We start from the raw sequence: 13764 nt of genomic DNA on the forward strand, positions 1-13764 counted from the left end.
GACAAAGGAGACTTCAATGACCAACCCGATTCTGTCCGCCTGGACCAGCGCGTTCGAAATTGCACCGTTCGACACGATATCCGACACGGATTTCGCCCCGGCCCTGGACGCGGCCATGCAGGCCCATAACGCTGAGATTGGCGCGATTGCCTCTAACCCGGAGGCCCCGACTTTTGCCAACACGGTCGAAGCGCTGGAAGCTGCAGGGGAGATGATGGACAAGGTTCTGTCGGTATTCTTCACGGTCGCGGGCGCAGACAGCAATCCCTTGCGTGAGGAGTTGCAGCGCGAATTTTCACCCAAGCTGGCCGCGCATTTCTCGGGGATTTCGTCCAACAAGGCGTTGTTTCAGCGGGTTGCCGATCTGTGGGCGCGCAAGGATGAACTGGGCCTGACGGATGAGCAGGCACGCGTTCTGATGCTGTCGCATCGCGGGTTTGTGCGCGCTGGTGCGGCGCTTGAGGGAAACGAAGACACGCGGATGCAAGAGATCAAAGCGCGGCTTGCCTCGCTGGGGACGTCCTTCACCCAGAACCTTCTTGCCGATGAGCGCGATTGGTTCATGGAATTGTCCGAAGATGACCTACAGGGGCTTCCTGGTTTTGTGGTCAATTCTGCCCGGGCAGTGGGTGAGGAAAAGGGTGCAAAAGGACCGGTTGTCACCCTGTCCCGGTCACTGATCGTACCGTTTCTGCAGTTTTCACCGCGCCGGGATTTGCGCCAGAAAGCCTATCGCGCATGGACTGCCCGGGGGGCAAATGGCGGCGAGACTGACAACCGGGAAATTGCCGCCGAAATCCTGCAGTTGCGTCAGGAACGTGCAAAGCTGCTGGGCTATGAAAGTTTTGCCGATTTCAAACTGGAAACCGAAATGGCCCGCACGCCCGACCGCGTCCGTGATCTGCTGATGCAGGTTTGGGAGCCTGCCAAAACGCGTGCCAATGCTGATGCTGAAATCCTGACGCAGATGATGCAGAATGATGGGGTGAATGGGCCTTTGGAGGCGTGGGACTGGCGTTACTACGCCGAGAAACGACGCAAGGCAGAACACGATCTGGATGAGGCTGCGCTGAAACCGTACCTGCAGTTGGATCGCATGATCGAGGCCTCTTTTGCTTGCGCGAACCGTTTGTTCGGGCTGGAATTCAAGCAGTTGGACATACCGCTGTACCATCCGGACTGCCGGGCATGGGAAGTGACACGGAACGGGCAACATATCGCGGTGTTCATTGGGGATTACTTTGCACGCGGCTCCAAACGGTCAGGCGCTTGGTGCAGCGCGATGCGCGGGCAGGCAAAGTTTCCCAAGGTGCAGGCTCCGGTCGTGATCAACGTTTGTAATTTCGCCAAGGGTGATCCGGCGCTGCTGTCTTATGACGACGCTCGGACTTTGTTCCATGAATTCGGCCATGCGTTGCACCAGATGCTGTCGAACGTGACCTATGAAAGCATCTCGGGCACCTCCGTTGCGCGCGACTTTGTCGAGCTGCCCAGCCAGCTATACGAACACTGGCTTGAAGTCCCTGAGGTTCTGGCCGAATTCGCCACCCATGCCGAAACCGGCGCACCGATGCCGCAGGAGATGCTAGAGAAAGTGCTCAAGGCCGCCAATTTCGATCAGGGGTTCCAGACTGTAGAATATGTGGCCTCGGCGCTGGTTGATCTGGCCTTTCATGAGGGCGCTGTGCCCGACGATCCGATGGCGAGACAGGCAGAAGTTCTGGCGGATCTGGGAATGCCCGCGGCAATCGGGATGCGCCATGCCACGCCGCATTTTGCGCATGTGTTTGCCGGTGACGGCTATAGCGCTGGCTATTACAGCTATATGTGGTCCGAGGTCATGGATGCAGACGCCTTTGCCGCGTTCGAAGAGGCGGGGGGCGCCTTTGATTCCGAACGCGCAAAAGCGCTGGAGGAAAATATCCTTTCCACTGGCGGTTCCCGCGAAGCCGAAGACCTGTATCTGGCCTTCCGCGGTCGTTTGCCGGGGGTTGAGGCCCTGCTGAAGGGGCGCGGCCTTATCGCAGCCTAATATCCCAATTCGCGGTCAACGAGGTGCAGGAAAGGCTCGCCCGCCTCACCTCTGCGAATATTTTCACAGATCACCTGCGCCGATGTAACGGGGCGGGTTTCAGAGGCAATGTGAGGCGTCACCGTGACGTTTGGATGCGTCCAATACGGGTGGCTCGCAGGCAGCGGCTCGACCCGGAAAACATCCAGCGTTGCGTGACCGATCTGGCCCGTATCCAGAGCTGCCAGCAAGGCTTGATCGTCGATAAGCGGTCCTCGGCCCGGGTTGATGATATGCGCACCCTTGGGCATCAGGGACAGGGTTTCGGCGTTCAGCGTGTTTTCCGTGGCAGGCGTATCGGGCAGCAATAAAACCGCGATCTCGGCCTGTGTCAGTGCCGCACGCAACCCATCCTCACCGTGAAAGCAGGTGACCCCGGGGATGGCCTTGGCCGAGCGGCTCCAGCCGGTAACGTTGAAATTCAGTGTCGACAGCGCGCGGGCTGCGGCCTCTCCCAATGCGCCAAGGCCCAGGATGCAGACGGTTCTGTCCGAAGCCAGCGGTGGTGGATCTGGGGCCCAAACCCCATCCTGAACCGTGATGTGTCGGTCCATACCCAGATGATAGCGCAGCACGTGACCGACGACCCATTCGGTCATTCCCTGCGTCAACCCGTGGTCCACCATTCGCGCCAGCGGCACGGTCAGAGTGTCATTCTCGACGATGCTTTCGATCCCAGCCCATAGGCTGAGCACGGCCTTGAGGCGGGTGTAAGGTGCAAAATCCCGTAAGCCGCTATTGGGCGCATAGACGACGTAATCCACCTGATCTGGTTCAAACGTGGTGCCTAGCTGAAACGCGACCCCGGCATTAGTCAGGTACTGTGTCATCAAGGGTTGATACACGGGCCATAGTTCGGGGCGTGCCGAGAACAGGATGTTTGCGGTCATAACGGGCCTTTCGGATCAGCGGGGGCGGTGAATATGGGCACTTTGGACGATGCCGAAAGCTGCCATCAAAACCAGCATGGCCGAACCGCCATAGCTGACCATCGGCAGGGGAACTCCTACGACTGGGGCCAAGCCCATGACCATCGACATGTTCACGGCAAAGAATAGGAAGAAGTTCAGTGCGATACCCAGCGTGACCAAAGAGGAAAACCTGTCCTTGGTTGTCAGGGCCGTAACCAGACAAAAGATCAGGATCAGCCCATAGAGAACCAGCAGGGTGATGCCGCCGACAAATCCGAATTCTTCGGCCAGCGTTGTAAAGATGAAATCTGTGTGTTTCTCGGGCAGGAAGTTCAGGCGCGATTGTGTGCCCTGCATGAACCCGCGCCCGTTCCAGCCTCCGGACCCCAGCGCGATCTTGGATTGGGTGATGTGATACCCCGCGCCCAGCGGATCGGTGGAGGGATCAAGGAAGGTGTCGATGCGGCGGAACTGGTAATCCTTGAGCAACTGCCACTCGGTTCCGCGGCTGTTGAAGACCGTGGCGATCAGACCGACACCCGCGGCGATAACCGCAGCGAAATAGGCCCAGTGAACGCCGGCCAGAAACATTAAGCCTCCCCCCGCCGCCAGCAGCAGGATCGAGGTGCCGAGATCCGGCTGGCGCAACACCATGAAGGTGGGGATCAGGATCAGGATGACAGGGATCAGAACCCAAAGGGGGCGTGACGTTTTGTGCGATGGGAGCCAGTCGTAATAGGCCGCAAGCACCATCACCAGTGCTACTTTCATCACCTCTGATGGCTGCAGGCGCATGAACCCCAGGTCGATCCAGCGTTGCGCGCCCATGCCAACTGTTCCGAACAGCTCGACCACCACAAGCAGAGCGATCGAGGCCAGATAAGCCAGAACCGACATGTTTCGCCAGAACCAGATCGGAACCAGTGCCACAATGAACATCGCGGTTAGGCCCAACCCAAAGCGTTCCATCTGGGGTTCGGCCCAAGGGGTCCATGATCCGCCCGCCACCGAGTACAGCATCAGGAACCCTGCGCTGGCCACGCTGATCAGCAGCAGGGTGAGGGGCCAGTTCATATACAGGAACTTGCGGAACCCCGATGGCGTGGATTTGACGGCATATTCAAGATAGCTCATGCGCGGTCCTTCTGGGGCGGACGCGCTTTAGGGCGGCGGTCGCCCTCCAGCTGTTTTTGCTGTTCCTTGATACGCTCACGATCGGCGGCCGGATACGCCTCTAGTGGTGGCGTACCTTTGTACAGCGCCTGCAGCATGATATCCCGTGCAACCGGTGCCGCGGCCTTCGACCCCCCGCCGCCATGTTCCACCACGACGGCTACGGCGTATTTCGGGCTGTCATAGGGGGCAAAGCTGACGAACAGCGCGTGGTCACGGCGTTCCCACGGCAGGTCTTCGTTGCGGATAACGCCAGCCGCACGTTCTGCCTTGGTGATATTGCGGACTTGGCTGGTGCCGGTCTTGCCCGCCATACGGAACTCATCCGAGATGATACGGCTGCGATAAGCCGTGCCGCGCCGGTCGTTCGAGACCGAAAACATTGCCTTGCGGACATATTCCAGATTAGTCCGATTGACCGCGAGCGGTTCCCCCGCGCCCGAGGGTTGTTCAACACCATTGACCGAACGCACAAGGCGTGGCGAGACCGCACGCCCAGTTGCAATCCGGGCTGTCATGACGGCTAGTTGCAGCGGTGAGGCCAGCATAAAGCCCTGACCGATTGAGGCATTGGCAGTGTCACCTACCAGCCATTCTTCGCCGTGGACACGCTCTTTCCAAGCCTGATTGGGGGCAAGCCCTGCAGCCACTGCGGACATCGGGATATCGTGTTTCACGCCCAGCCCAAAGATACGAGCCATGTCGGAGATATTGTCGATACCTGTGCGCAAGGCAACGTCGTAATAATACACATCGCAGCTGCGTTTCAGAGACAGACCAAGATCAACTGTACCATGCCCGCCGCGTTTCCAACAATGGAACCGGCGACTGCCGACCTTCAAGTGGCCGGGGCAGTAAACAGTGTTTCCAGGACCGATGACCCCAGCCTCAAGCGCGGCCATGGCGGTGATCATCTTAAAGGTCGAGCCGGGTGGATAGGTGCCCTGTACTGTCTTGTTGGCCAACGGGCGATAGTTGTCTTGAGTCAGAGCCTGGTAATCGGCAACCGAGATTCCGCGCACAAAAAGGTTGGGATCAAAGCTGGGTGCGGAACTGATGGCGCGGATATCACCGGTCTCACAGTCGATCACCACTGCTGCGGCGCTTTCACCAGCCAAACGGGCCTGAGCGTATTGTTGAAGATCGGCATCGACCGACAGTTGCAAATCGGCCCCGGCCAAACCTTCTTGACGGTCAAGTTCACGCATCACGCGGCCGGTGGCGTTCACTTCGACGCGTTTGGCGCCTGCTTTGCCGCGTAGGCTGATTTCCTGTTTGGCCTCAAGCCCGACCTTGCCGATCTGAAAACGGGGAATGCGCAGAACGGGTTCCGGATCTTCTATCTGACTGAGGTCGTAATCGCTGACTGGTCCGACATAGCCGACGATATGCGCGAAATCCTCATATCTGGGATATTGCCGGGTCATCCCGACCTCGGGTGTGACACCGGGCAGGGCGGGGGCGTTGACGGCAACTTTCGAGATATCTTCCCACGTGACTTGATCGGCCAGAGTGACCGGCAGGAACGGGGCCGATCTGCGCATTTCGGTCATGGCGCGTTCGACCTCATCCTCGGTCAGTGGGATCAGTTCAGAAAGCTTGGAGATGACGGCTTCAACATCGCCCGCATCTTCGCGCACCATGACGATACGGTAGGACGGAGAGTTTTGCCCGATGATCTGCCCGTTGCGATCGTATATTCGACCACGTGTGGGCGGGATCAGGCGGATGTTAATCCGGTTTTCCTCGGCCAACAGGCGGTATTCGTCAGCCTGATCTACCTGCATAAACCGCATCCGGGCGGCCAGACCTCCGATAAAAGCGGCTTGCAGGCCTCCAAGGATCAGCGCACGGCGTGGCAAACGTTTATAGGCGAGGCCCTGTGACTTAGGTTTGCGCTGTTTCATTACCGCCCTCCCGACAGGCCAGGGTCAGAAGGTGCGACACGACGCACACCAAAACCGTTCTGACTGAGCAGAACGATCAATGGGTAGATCCCGATTGTCAGAACCACTTGCACCACGACCATCCCCAATGCCGCTTGTTGCACGGACAGAATAGCAAGAATGACGCGATTCAGGAAAAAAACAGCTGTGATCACGACGGCAACGGTGGTCCATTCGCCCAAAAAGCCCGCGTCGCGCAACCCGGGAGTTGCGGACCGAAGATAGGCAGTACCCAACACAACAAGCGCGGCCAGCAAGCCGGGGGGGCGTTGAAACAGAAGGTCGGCTGCCAGCATGATCAGGGCGACCAGCAGGGTTGGCACATATTCGGGGCGCCGCAGAACCCAGGCAAAGGTCAACGCAATCAGGAAATCCGGAAACGGCCAGCGATCCGGCTGCGTGTCCAGTGGCAGCAGGTGCAGGAACAAGACCAGCAGCGCCAACAGCAGATATAGGCCACGTTTGAGCCACAGATTGGACGCGGCACTATCCATCGCCGGTCTCCGTCGGTGTCAGTGCCGCTTCGGGTTGGCGTGGGCCGACAATTCCTCCGGGGTCCTGAATAAGTGGCGCAGACTGATAGCGTAGCACTCTTAGAAATTTGAGCCGTTCAAAATCTGCAGACAGCCGCACCCGCAGGCGGCCACCCGGATCAGCGGTAATCTGACCGATCAGCAGGCCGCCAGGGAAAACGCCGCCATCCCCCGAGGTCACAACCCTGTCGCCCGGGCGCACCAGTTCGCGGTTCTCCAGAAATTCAACCACAGGCGCGGCGGTGTTGTCCCCGGCAATCAGAGCGGTCTGCCCCGACGGTTGAATCGTGGCAGGTATCGCGCTGGATGCGTCGGTCATCAGGATCACCCGTGCGGTATCTGGACCAACACCCGAGATACGACCGACAACGCCAATCCCGTCCATGGTGGCCCATCCATCCATAATTCCGTCACGTTCGCCCACGTTCAACAGAACCGACTGCCGGAACGGAGAACCGCTATCGGCCATGACGACCCCGGTAATATAGGTCAGGCGCGGATCGAGACGCACATTGTTTAGATCCAGAAGCCGGGCATTTTCCTGCTCAAGTTGCAGTGCGGCCTCTTTCCAGGCGCGCATCAGACGCAACTCGCTGCGCAATTCCTGGTTCTGCTCGCTCAGGCGTTGATAGCTCTGAAAATCCCGTACCAGATTGACCGCAGCGGTAACCGGAACCATCGCCCAATCCATCGAGGGCACCACGTTGTCGACAACCTGCGCCCGAAACCGTTCGACGCGAGGGCTGTCAATGCGCCAGACCAGAAAGATGCCCAGAAGGCACAGAACCACAATCCCCAGCAGCAGACGGCGGAGCGGGGTGGTGTATTCATCGCGCTGTGATCGGTCCTTTGCCACAGGACTCCTTCCCGTGCTGCTCGCGCCCGAATGTACCCTTTAGAGGGTGCGCGCCTTAGCTTTCGTAGTCAATCGCGTGGCGCAGCTGTTTTTCGTATTCCAGTGCCTTGCCGGTGCCCAAAGCCACACAGTTCAGGCTTTCATCAGCAATCGATACGGCCAGACCTGTCTGTTCCCGCAGTGCCAGATCCAAATCGCCCAACAAAGCACCGCCACCGGTCAGCATGACGCCGCGGTCCACGATATCTGCGGCCAGATCAGGCGGCGTAGTTTCAAGTGCGGTCATAACGGCTTCGCAGATTGCCTGAACCGGTTCCGACAGGGCCTCGGCGACCTGCGCTTGGCTGATCTCGATTTCTTTGGGCACGCCATTCAACAGATCGCGGCCACGGATATGCATCGACTGGCCACGTCCGTCATCAGGCATACGGGCGGTTCCGATGGTGGTCTTGATCCGTTCGGCGGTGGATTCACCCACCAACAGGTTCTGCTGGCGGCGCAAGTATGAGATAATCGCCTCATCCATTCGGTCTCCGCCAACGCGGACCGAACGGGCATAGACAATGTCGCCCAGCGACAGAACGGCAACCTCGGTGGTGCCGCCGCCGATATCCACGACCATGTTGCCGGTCGGGTCAGTGATGGGCATTCCTGCACCAATAGCCGCAGCGATGGGTTCGGCGATCAGGCCCGCCCGGCGAGCGCCTGCGGACATAACCGATTGGCGAATGGCCCGTTTTTCAACAGGCGTAGCACCATGGGGGACGCAGACAATGATTTTGGGCTTTGAGAATGTGGAGCGTTTATGCACCTTACGAATAAAGTGCTTGATCATTTCTTCAGCGGTGTCGAAATCCGCAATCACGCCTTCGCGCATGGGGCGGATCGCTTCGATCGAACCAGGGGTTCGGCCCAGCATCAGCTTGGCATCCTCACCGACGGCGAGGACTTTCTTAACCCCATCCTTGACGTGGTAAGCCACAACTGAAGGTTCCGACAGGATCACACCGCGCCCTTTGACATAAACAAGCGTATTTGCTGTTCCAAGGTCGATCGCCATGTCCGCTGAGAACAAGCCGCCCAGATTGCCAAAGATGCCCATGTTGTACTGATCCCGTTCGTCAGAATTTCTACTGCCCGCGACTCGACGGTTCCGGGACGGATGTCTTATAGGGTGCCATCTCGCCCGGTAAAAGGGCTGATTCCGCGTAACTCAGCACCTTTCCGCCTTATTGAGAGGGACTTTAGAAGGCAACATGCTCTCTTATCAACACATTTACCACGCCGGGAATCTGGCTGATGTTCAAAAGCACGCTCTTTTGGCATGGGTACTGGACTATCTGACGCGAAAAGATAAGCCGATAACCTATCTGGAAACCCATTCCGGGCGTGGCCTGTACCAGCTAGACGCAGCAGAAGCCGTGCGCACAGGCGAGGCAGCCGTAGGTATCAAGCGAGCGCAGCGCGAAGGGTGGTTTCCATCTGATCATCCTTTGTCTCTGGCGTTGGCCAAGGTCCATGAACGGCACGGAGAAAACAGCTATGCCGGTTCACCGCTGATCGCGGCCAACCTGCTGAGGGATCAGGACAGTCTGCATTTCGCAGAGCTGCACCCGCAGGAATACGCGGCATTGTCGATGACCATGTCCCCCTTTGGGGCTAAGGAGTACAAACAGGACGGGTATGAGCTGGCGCAGTCTTTGCTGCCACCAACGCCGCGGCGCGGGATGCTGTTGATTGATCCCAGCTATGAGGTGAAGGCGGATTATGACCGGCTACCGGGCGTGATCTCAAAACTGCACCGTAAATGGAATGTGGGCGTCATCGCGCTGTGGTATCCGATCCTGTCCGATCAACGTCAGGCCCCGATGGTTGCCGCGTTGAAGGCGCAGGGTTTTCCCAAGGCGATCCGTCATGAAGTCCGGTTTGCACCTGCGCGGGAAGGTCACCGAATGGTCGGATCAGGGATGTTTCTGCTGAACGCGCCCTTTGGCATCCAAGATGAAATGGACCGTCTGTCAGAGCTGTTCAAAGGGCTGTGACGCCAGTCTGATTTCGGACCACAAGGTTCTCCCGCCTCATCTGCCAGCATCTAAAGATGCCGTCAAACGTGTTGGGCCCGGCAGCGCGCCGCATGCGCGCTGCCGGGCCCAAAGCCGCAAGGGCGTCCGGTGTAGCCGGGCGCCCGCGGGTGCGGGAGCCCTTGGGAGTTTCATCTGGCGGTCAGGTCAGGTCCTTATAGCTGATTTCACGCGTGTCTGCACCTGGCCCGGCCTTTTCACGGCGCATGATCAGGCGGTTCAGTGCGTGGATATAGGCCTTGGCGGATGCCACGACCGTATCGGTATTCGCTGACTGACCGGTGGCGATCATGCCGTCCTCTTCCAGCCGAACCGATACGGTTGCCTGCGCATCAGTACCCTCGGTCACAGCATGGACCTGATACAGTTGCAGGCGGGCGGTGTTGGGATAGATTCGGCGAACGGCTTTGAAGGTGGCATCGACTGGACCGTCGCCATGTTCGGTCGCGACAATGTCCTTGCCATCCACTTCCAGCTCGACCGTCGATTCCGCCTGACCGCCGGTGCCGCAGGTGACTTTCATCGAAACCAACTGCAGGCGATCGTCGGCCTCATCATCCTGGCTCATCAACGCGATCAGGTCGTCGTCAAAAACCTCTTTCTTGCGGTCGGCCAGATCCTTGAACCGCACGAAGATGTCCTTGAGCTGATTGTCACCGACCTCAAAGCCGAGCGTTTCCAGCTTGTCGCGCAATGCAGCCCGGCCCGAGTGTTTGCCAAGCGGCAAAGAGGTGCCCGACAGGCCGATATCTTCAGGGCGCATGATCTCGAAATTCTCTCGGTTCTTCAGCATGCCGTCCTGATGGATTCCGCTTTCATGCGCAAAGGCATTCTTGCCGACGATGGCTTTGTTGAACTGAACTGGGAAGCCCGCAACCGTCGCAACCCGGCGCGAAATATGCATGATCTTGGTGGTATCAATGCCAGTGTGCCACGGCATGATGTCATTGCGGGTGCGCAGCGCCATCACAACTTCTTCCAGCGCAGTATTGCCCGCACGCTCGCCAAGGCCATTGATGGTGCATTCGATTTGACGCGCACCACCAGCGACAGCCGCCAGAGAGTTCGCCGTCGCCATGCCAAGATCGTTGTGGCAATGGGTGGCAAACACCACCTCATCCGCGCCCGGAACCGTTTCGATCAGGCGCTTGATCAGGTCAGCGGATTCGACAGGTGCCGTGTAACCGACAGTGTCGGGGATGTTGATCGTCGTGGCACCGGCCTTGATCGCGATCTCGATCACACGGCACAGATAATCCCACTCGGTCCGGGTCGCATCCATCGGCGACCACTGTACATTTTCGCACAGGTTGCGGGCGTGGCTGACGGTTTCGTGGATCTTGTCAGCCATCTCGTCCATGGTCAGGTTCGGAATGGCACGGTGCAGTGGAGAAGTGCCGATGAAAGTGTGGATGCGGTTCTTGCCAGCGTGTTTGATCGCCTCCCAGCAGCGGTCGATATCAGCGAAATTCGCACGGGCCAACCCACAGATGCGGCTGTTTTGTGATCGCTCGGCAATCTCGCTGACGGCTTTGAAGTCGCCTTCTGATGCGATCGGGAAACCGGCCTCGATGATGTCGACACCCATCTCGTCCAGCAGTTCCGCGATTTCCAGCTTTTCGGCATGGGTCATGGTCGCGCCGGGGCTCTGCTCGCCGTCGCGCAAAGTGGTGTCAAAGATCAAGACGCGGTCTTGGTCGGTCACATTGGTCATGGGATTCTCTTTCTTCTTCTGTCCTAAAGCCTATGGCGCGCGGGCGTCCTCCTCTGAGCGGGCGCGCCGGGTGGCACGCTCAGAGGCGGATTAGGATCAGTAGGCCACGCAGAGACGCACCGCAGGGGGCGGTGTCGGCAACAAGGATATCTGCGCGGTTGATCATGGGGTTGAGCTTATACAGCGCATGCGGGGAATGAAAAGTAGGAATTTCATGCAGACGTCAAAACCTGCACGAACCGTGACGGTTGATTGCCGAATGAAGACCGCTAGTTGATCCGGAATGGAGAAAGCTCTCATCATAGGTGCCTCGGGTGGTATCGGTGCCGCGCTGCAAAGGCAGTTGACCATGCAATCCGTAGACGTAACCACCTTGTCGCGTTCTGCAGATGGTTTCGACCTCACGAATGTCGAAGCCGTCGGCCCGGCTCTGGAAGCATTGCAATGCCCGTTTGACATGATCTTCATTGCGACGGGTGCTTTGGAAATCAATGGTGCACAGCCGGAGAAGTCCATCAGATCAATTTCAGCGCAGGCAATGATGGACCAGTTTGCCCTGAATGCGGTTGGTCCGGCCCTTGTGCTGTCACACGCTGCGCGGCTGCTACCACGGGGTAGGCGATCTGTCGTGGCGGTGTTGTCCGCCCGCGTCGGATCAATCGGAGATAATCAGCTGGGGGGATGGATCAGCTATCGGGCCTCAAAAGCTGCGGCCAATCAGATTGTGCGCACATCCGCGATTGAGCTGGCCCGCACGCACAAACAGGCGATCTGTGTGGCTCTGCATCCGGGTACAGTGCGTACAGAATTCACGCGCAAATATGTTGGGCGACACCCGACCGTTGAATCGGATGAAGCCGCGCGAAACCTGCTGAGCGTCGCCAGGGCGCTTGTGCCCGCAGACACTGGCGGGTTCTTCGACTGGGCTGGAAAACCTGTGCCGTGGTGAGACCCGCTAACCGTCAGAGGCAGGGCTGGTTGCCGTTGTCGCGCTGTCGTCTGCCGGAGCACTCTCCTGCGGCTCGCTGGTGTTTTCACCCGGCAGAACACCGTTTTCCCAGACGCCGGTTTCTTCTTTGCCGTCTGCATAGCGCATCGTGCCGTCACCGTGGCGTTTGTTGCCCAAAAACCCACCTTCGTACACGTCGCCAGTCGCATAGGTAGCGGTTCCGGTGCCGCTGATCTTCCCCTCGACCCAACCGCCCGTATAGGTGAAGCCGCGCGGTGTGGTTATCGATCCTTGCCCGTGGCGCTGCCCATCTTTGAACTCGCCCTTGTAAGTCGTTCCGTCCGGGAAGCTGGCTTTGCCCTCGCCCTGGCGCGCGCCGTCGACCCAATCGCCTTCATATTTGTACCCGTTTGCAAATGTCAGAACACCGGTGCCGTGGTTCAGACCGTTCTTGAACTGCCCATCGTAGATGGCGCCGTTCGGGTAAGTGGCCTTGCCCTGACCCTCGAAGACTCCGGCGATCCAGTCGCCGTCGTAAATCAGGCCATCAGGATAGGTGTGCATTCCTTTGCCATGGGGCAGGTCTGCACTGAAATCACCGACATAGGTCGAACCGTCAGGATAGGTCAACTCTCCGAGGCCCTCAATCTGGCCGTCTTTCCATTCACCAGTATAGTCGAACCCGTCCGTGCCCAGAAAACGGCCTTTGCCGTGGCGGCGATCATCGTGATAGTCACCTTCGTAGATGGCGCCACTGGCATAGGTTGCCTTGCCCTTGCCTTGTCGGCGCCCATCAAAAAAATCGCCTTCATACAAATCGCCATTGGCTTGCAGTAGACGGCCTTTTCCGGTCATGCGATTTTCGGACCAGTCACCCGTATAACTCATACCTTCCGGCCGCGTCAGGCTACCTGTGCCATGACGCTTGCCGTCTTTGATATCGCCCTCATACACGTTGCCTTTGGCTGAGGTTATCTTGCCTTTGCCCTGCTTGACCCCGTCGACCCAGTCGCCCTCGTACACCTCTCCGGTCGGGTCGGTCAGAGTGCCTTTGCCGTGGTGCCGGGCATTCTTGAACCCACCTTCGTATTTCGCTCCGTTGGCATAGACGGCGACTCCTTGGCCGTTGAACGAGCCATCGGCCCATTCCCCTTCATAGCTGCCACCATCAGCATAGATGATCGTTCCGAACCCTTCGGGTTGACCGTTGGCAAAGGCGCCCTGATAGATCGACCCGTTAGCATAGCGCGCAATACCCTGGCCCTGAATTTCGCCTTCGATCCATTCGCCTTCGTATTCGAAACCATCCGGCAACTGGTAGGTGCCGGTTCCGTGCCGCAGGCCATTTAGGAACGTGCCTTCGTATACGCCGCCCACTTCGTCATCGGCCACGACTACCTGATCGTTCTGCGCGAAGGCGGTCAGCGCTGACAGGGTCAATGCAACTGCGGCGATTGAAGTGCGAAAAACGTTCATGTTTGGTCCTGTCTGCGCGAGCATCGTGCTTTTGCGCAAAACTAGGATACCGAC

General features: G+C 58.6%; 11 protein-coding genes. 3 read left to right on the plus strand and 8 right to left on the minus strand.

All coding sequences use genetic code 11. The features are described 5' to 3' along the window. Positions 1-16 precede the first annotated feature (16 nt). The gene (locus AC2FIP_RS08550) at positions 17-2032 is read left to right on the plus strand and encodes a M3 family metallopeptidase (protein WP_496785957.1); all 2016 of its coding nucleotides are present in this window, start codon (positions 17-19) and stop codon (positions 2030-2032) included. Here the strand turns inward: AC2FIP_RS08550 and AC2FIP_RS08555 are convergent. The 6 genes from AC2FIP_RS08555 to AC2FIP_RS08580 are packed head-to-tail and all read right to left on the minus strand — an operon-like array spanning position 2029 to position 8592. Beyond that, complete coding sequence (locus tag AC2FIP_RS08555; RefSeq protein ID WP_496785960.1) at positions 2029-2961, minus strand: 2-hydroxyacid dehydrogenase; 933 nt, start codon at positions 2959-2961, stop codon at positions 2029-2031. The two genes, AC2FIP_RS08550 and AC2FIP_RS08555, sit on opposite strands and share 4 nt — an antisense overlap. A 15-nt stretch (positions 2962-2976) precedes the next feature. Next, on the minus strand, positions 2977-4116 hold the full coding sequence (gene rodA / locus AC2FIP_RS08560; RefSeq protein WP_281995378.1) for a rod shape-determining protein RodA: 1140 nt from the start codon (positions 4114-4116) through the stop codon (positions 2977-2979). After that, positions 4113-6062: a penicillin-binding protein 2 gene (mrdA, locus tag AC2FIP_RS08565; RefSeq protein WP_496785961.1), complete on the minus strand. Its 1950-nt coding sequence runs from the start codon at positions 6060-6062 to the stop codon at positions 4113-4115. The genes rodA and mrdA overlap by 4 nt, the downstream gene beginning before the upstream one ends. Continuing rightward, on the minus strand, positions 6062-6595 hold the full coding sequence (locus AC2FIP_RS08570; protein ID WP_142635595.1) for a rod shape-determining protein MreD: 534 nt from the start codon (positions 6593-6595) through the stop codon (positions 6062-6064). The genes mrdA and AC2FIP_RS08570 overlap by 1 nt, the downstream gene beginning before the upstream one ends. Beyond that, on the minus strand, positions 6588-7490 hold the full coding sequence (gene mreC, locus AC2FIP_RS08575) for a rod shape-determining protein MreC (protein WP_496785963.1): 903 nt from the start codon (positions 7488-7490) through the stop codon (positions 6588-6590). The genes AC2FIP_RS08570 and mreC overlap by 8 nt, the downstream gene beginning before the upstream one ends. Positions 7491-7545: 55 nt before the next feature. Further along, positions 7546-8592: a rod shape-determining protein gene (locus tag AC2FIP_RS08580; RefSeq protein WP_142635599.1), complete on the minus strand. Its 1047-nt coding sequence runs from the start codon at positions 8590-8592 to the stop codon at positions 7546-7548. Positions 8593-8746: 154 nt separating this feature from the next. Here AC2FIP_RS08580 and rlmJ point away from each other — a divergent pair, with 154 nt between their 5' ends. Then, complete coding sequence (rlmJ, locus tag AC2FIP_RS08585) at positions 8747-9532, plus strand: 23S rRNA (adenine(2030)-N(6))-methyltransferase RlmJ (protein WP_496700847.1); 786 nt, start codon at positions 8747-8749, stop codon at positions 9530-9532. A 181-nt stretch (positions 9533-9713) separates the two neighbouring features. On the opposite strand, the gene AC2FIP_RS08590 is transcribed toward rlmJ, so the two are convergent. Next, positions 9714-11285 carry a 2-isopropylmalate synthase gene (locus AC2FIP_RS08590; protein ID WP_142635603.1) on the minus strand — a complete coding sequence of 524 codons (1572 nt, stop codon included), beginning with the start codon at positions 11283-11285 and terminating at the stop codon, positions 9714-9716. A gap of 283 nt (positions 11286-11568) precedes the next feature. Here AC2FIP_RS08590 and AC2FIP_RS08595 point away from each other — a divergent pair, with 283 nt between their 5' ends. Continuing rightward, a complete protein-coding gene (locus AC2FIP_RS08595) occupies positions 11569-12234 on the plus strand; it encodes an SDR family NAD(P)-dependent oxidoreductase (RefSeq protein WP_496785965.1) in 666 nt (221 codons plus the stop codon). Positions 12235-12240: 6 nt separating this feature from the next. Here the strand turns inward: AC2FIP_RS08595 and AC2FIP_RS08600 are convergent, their stop codons facing one another. Continuing rightward, on the minus strand, positions 12241-13710 hold the full coding sequence (locus AC2FIP_RS08600; RefSeq protein WP_496785966.1) for an MORN repeat-containing protein: 1470 nt from the start codon (positions 13708-13710) through the stop codon (positions 12241-12243). Between the last annotated feature and the right edge of the window lie 54 nt (positions 13711-13764).

The organism is Ruegeria sp. CDSB114 (genome assembly GCF_059611025.1).

Excerpts from the sequence above, each read along its gene's own strand:
- AC2FIP_RS08590 (WP_142635603.1), bottom strand. The coding sequence starts at position 11,285 with ATGACCAATGTGACCGACCAAGACCGCGTCTTGATCTTTGACACCACT.
- rlmJ (WP_496700847.1), top strand. The coding sequence starts at position 8,747 with ATGCTCTCTTATCAACACATTTACCACGCCGGGAATCTGGCTGATGTT.
- AC2FIP_RS08595 (WP_496785965.1), top strand. The coding sequence starts at position 11,569 with ATGGAGAAAGCTCTCATCATAGGTGCCTCGGGTGGTATCGGTGCCGCG.
- AC2FIP_RS08550 (WP_496785957.1), top strand. The coding sequence starts at position 17 with ATGACCAACCCGATTCTGTCCGCCTGGACCAGCGCGTTCGAAATTGCA.
- AC2FIP_RS08570 (WP_142635595.1), bottom strand. The coding sequence starts at position 6,595 with ATGGATAGTGCCGCGTCCAATCTGTGGCTCAAACGTGGCCTATATCTG.
- rodA (WP_281995378.1), bottom strand. The coding sequence starts at position 4,116 with ATGAGCTATCTTGAATATGCCGTCAAATCCACGCCATCGGGGTTCCGC.
- mrdA (WP_496785961.1), bottom strand. The coding sequence starts at position 6,062 with ATGAAACAGCGCAAACCTAAGTCACAGGGCCTCGCCTATAAACGTTTG.
- AC2FIP_RS08580 (WP_142635599.1), bottom strand. The coding sequence starts at position 8,592 with ATGGGCATCTTTGGCAATCTGGGCGGCTTGTTCTCAGCGGACATGGCG.
- AC2FIP_RS08600 (WP_496785966.1), bottom strand. The coding sequence starts at position 13,710 with ATGAACGTTTTTCGCACTTCAATCGCCGCAGTTGCATTGACCCTGTCA.
- AC2FIP_RS08555 (WP_496785960.1), bottom strand. The coding sequence starts at position 2,961 with ATGACCGCAAACATCCTGTTCTCGGCACGCCCCGAACTATGGCCCGTG.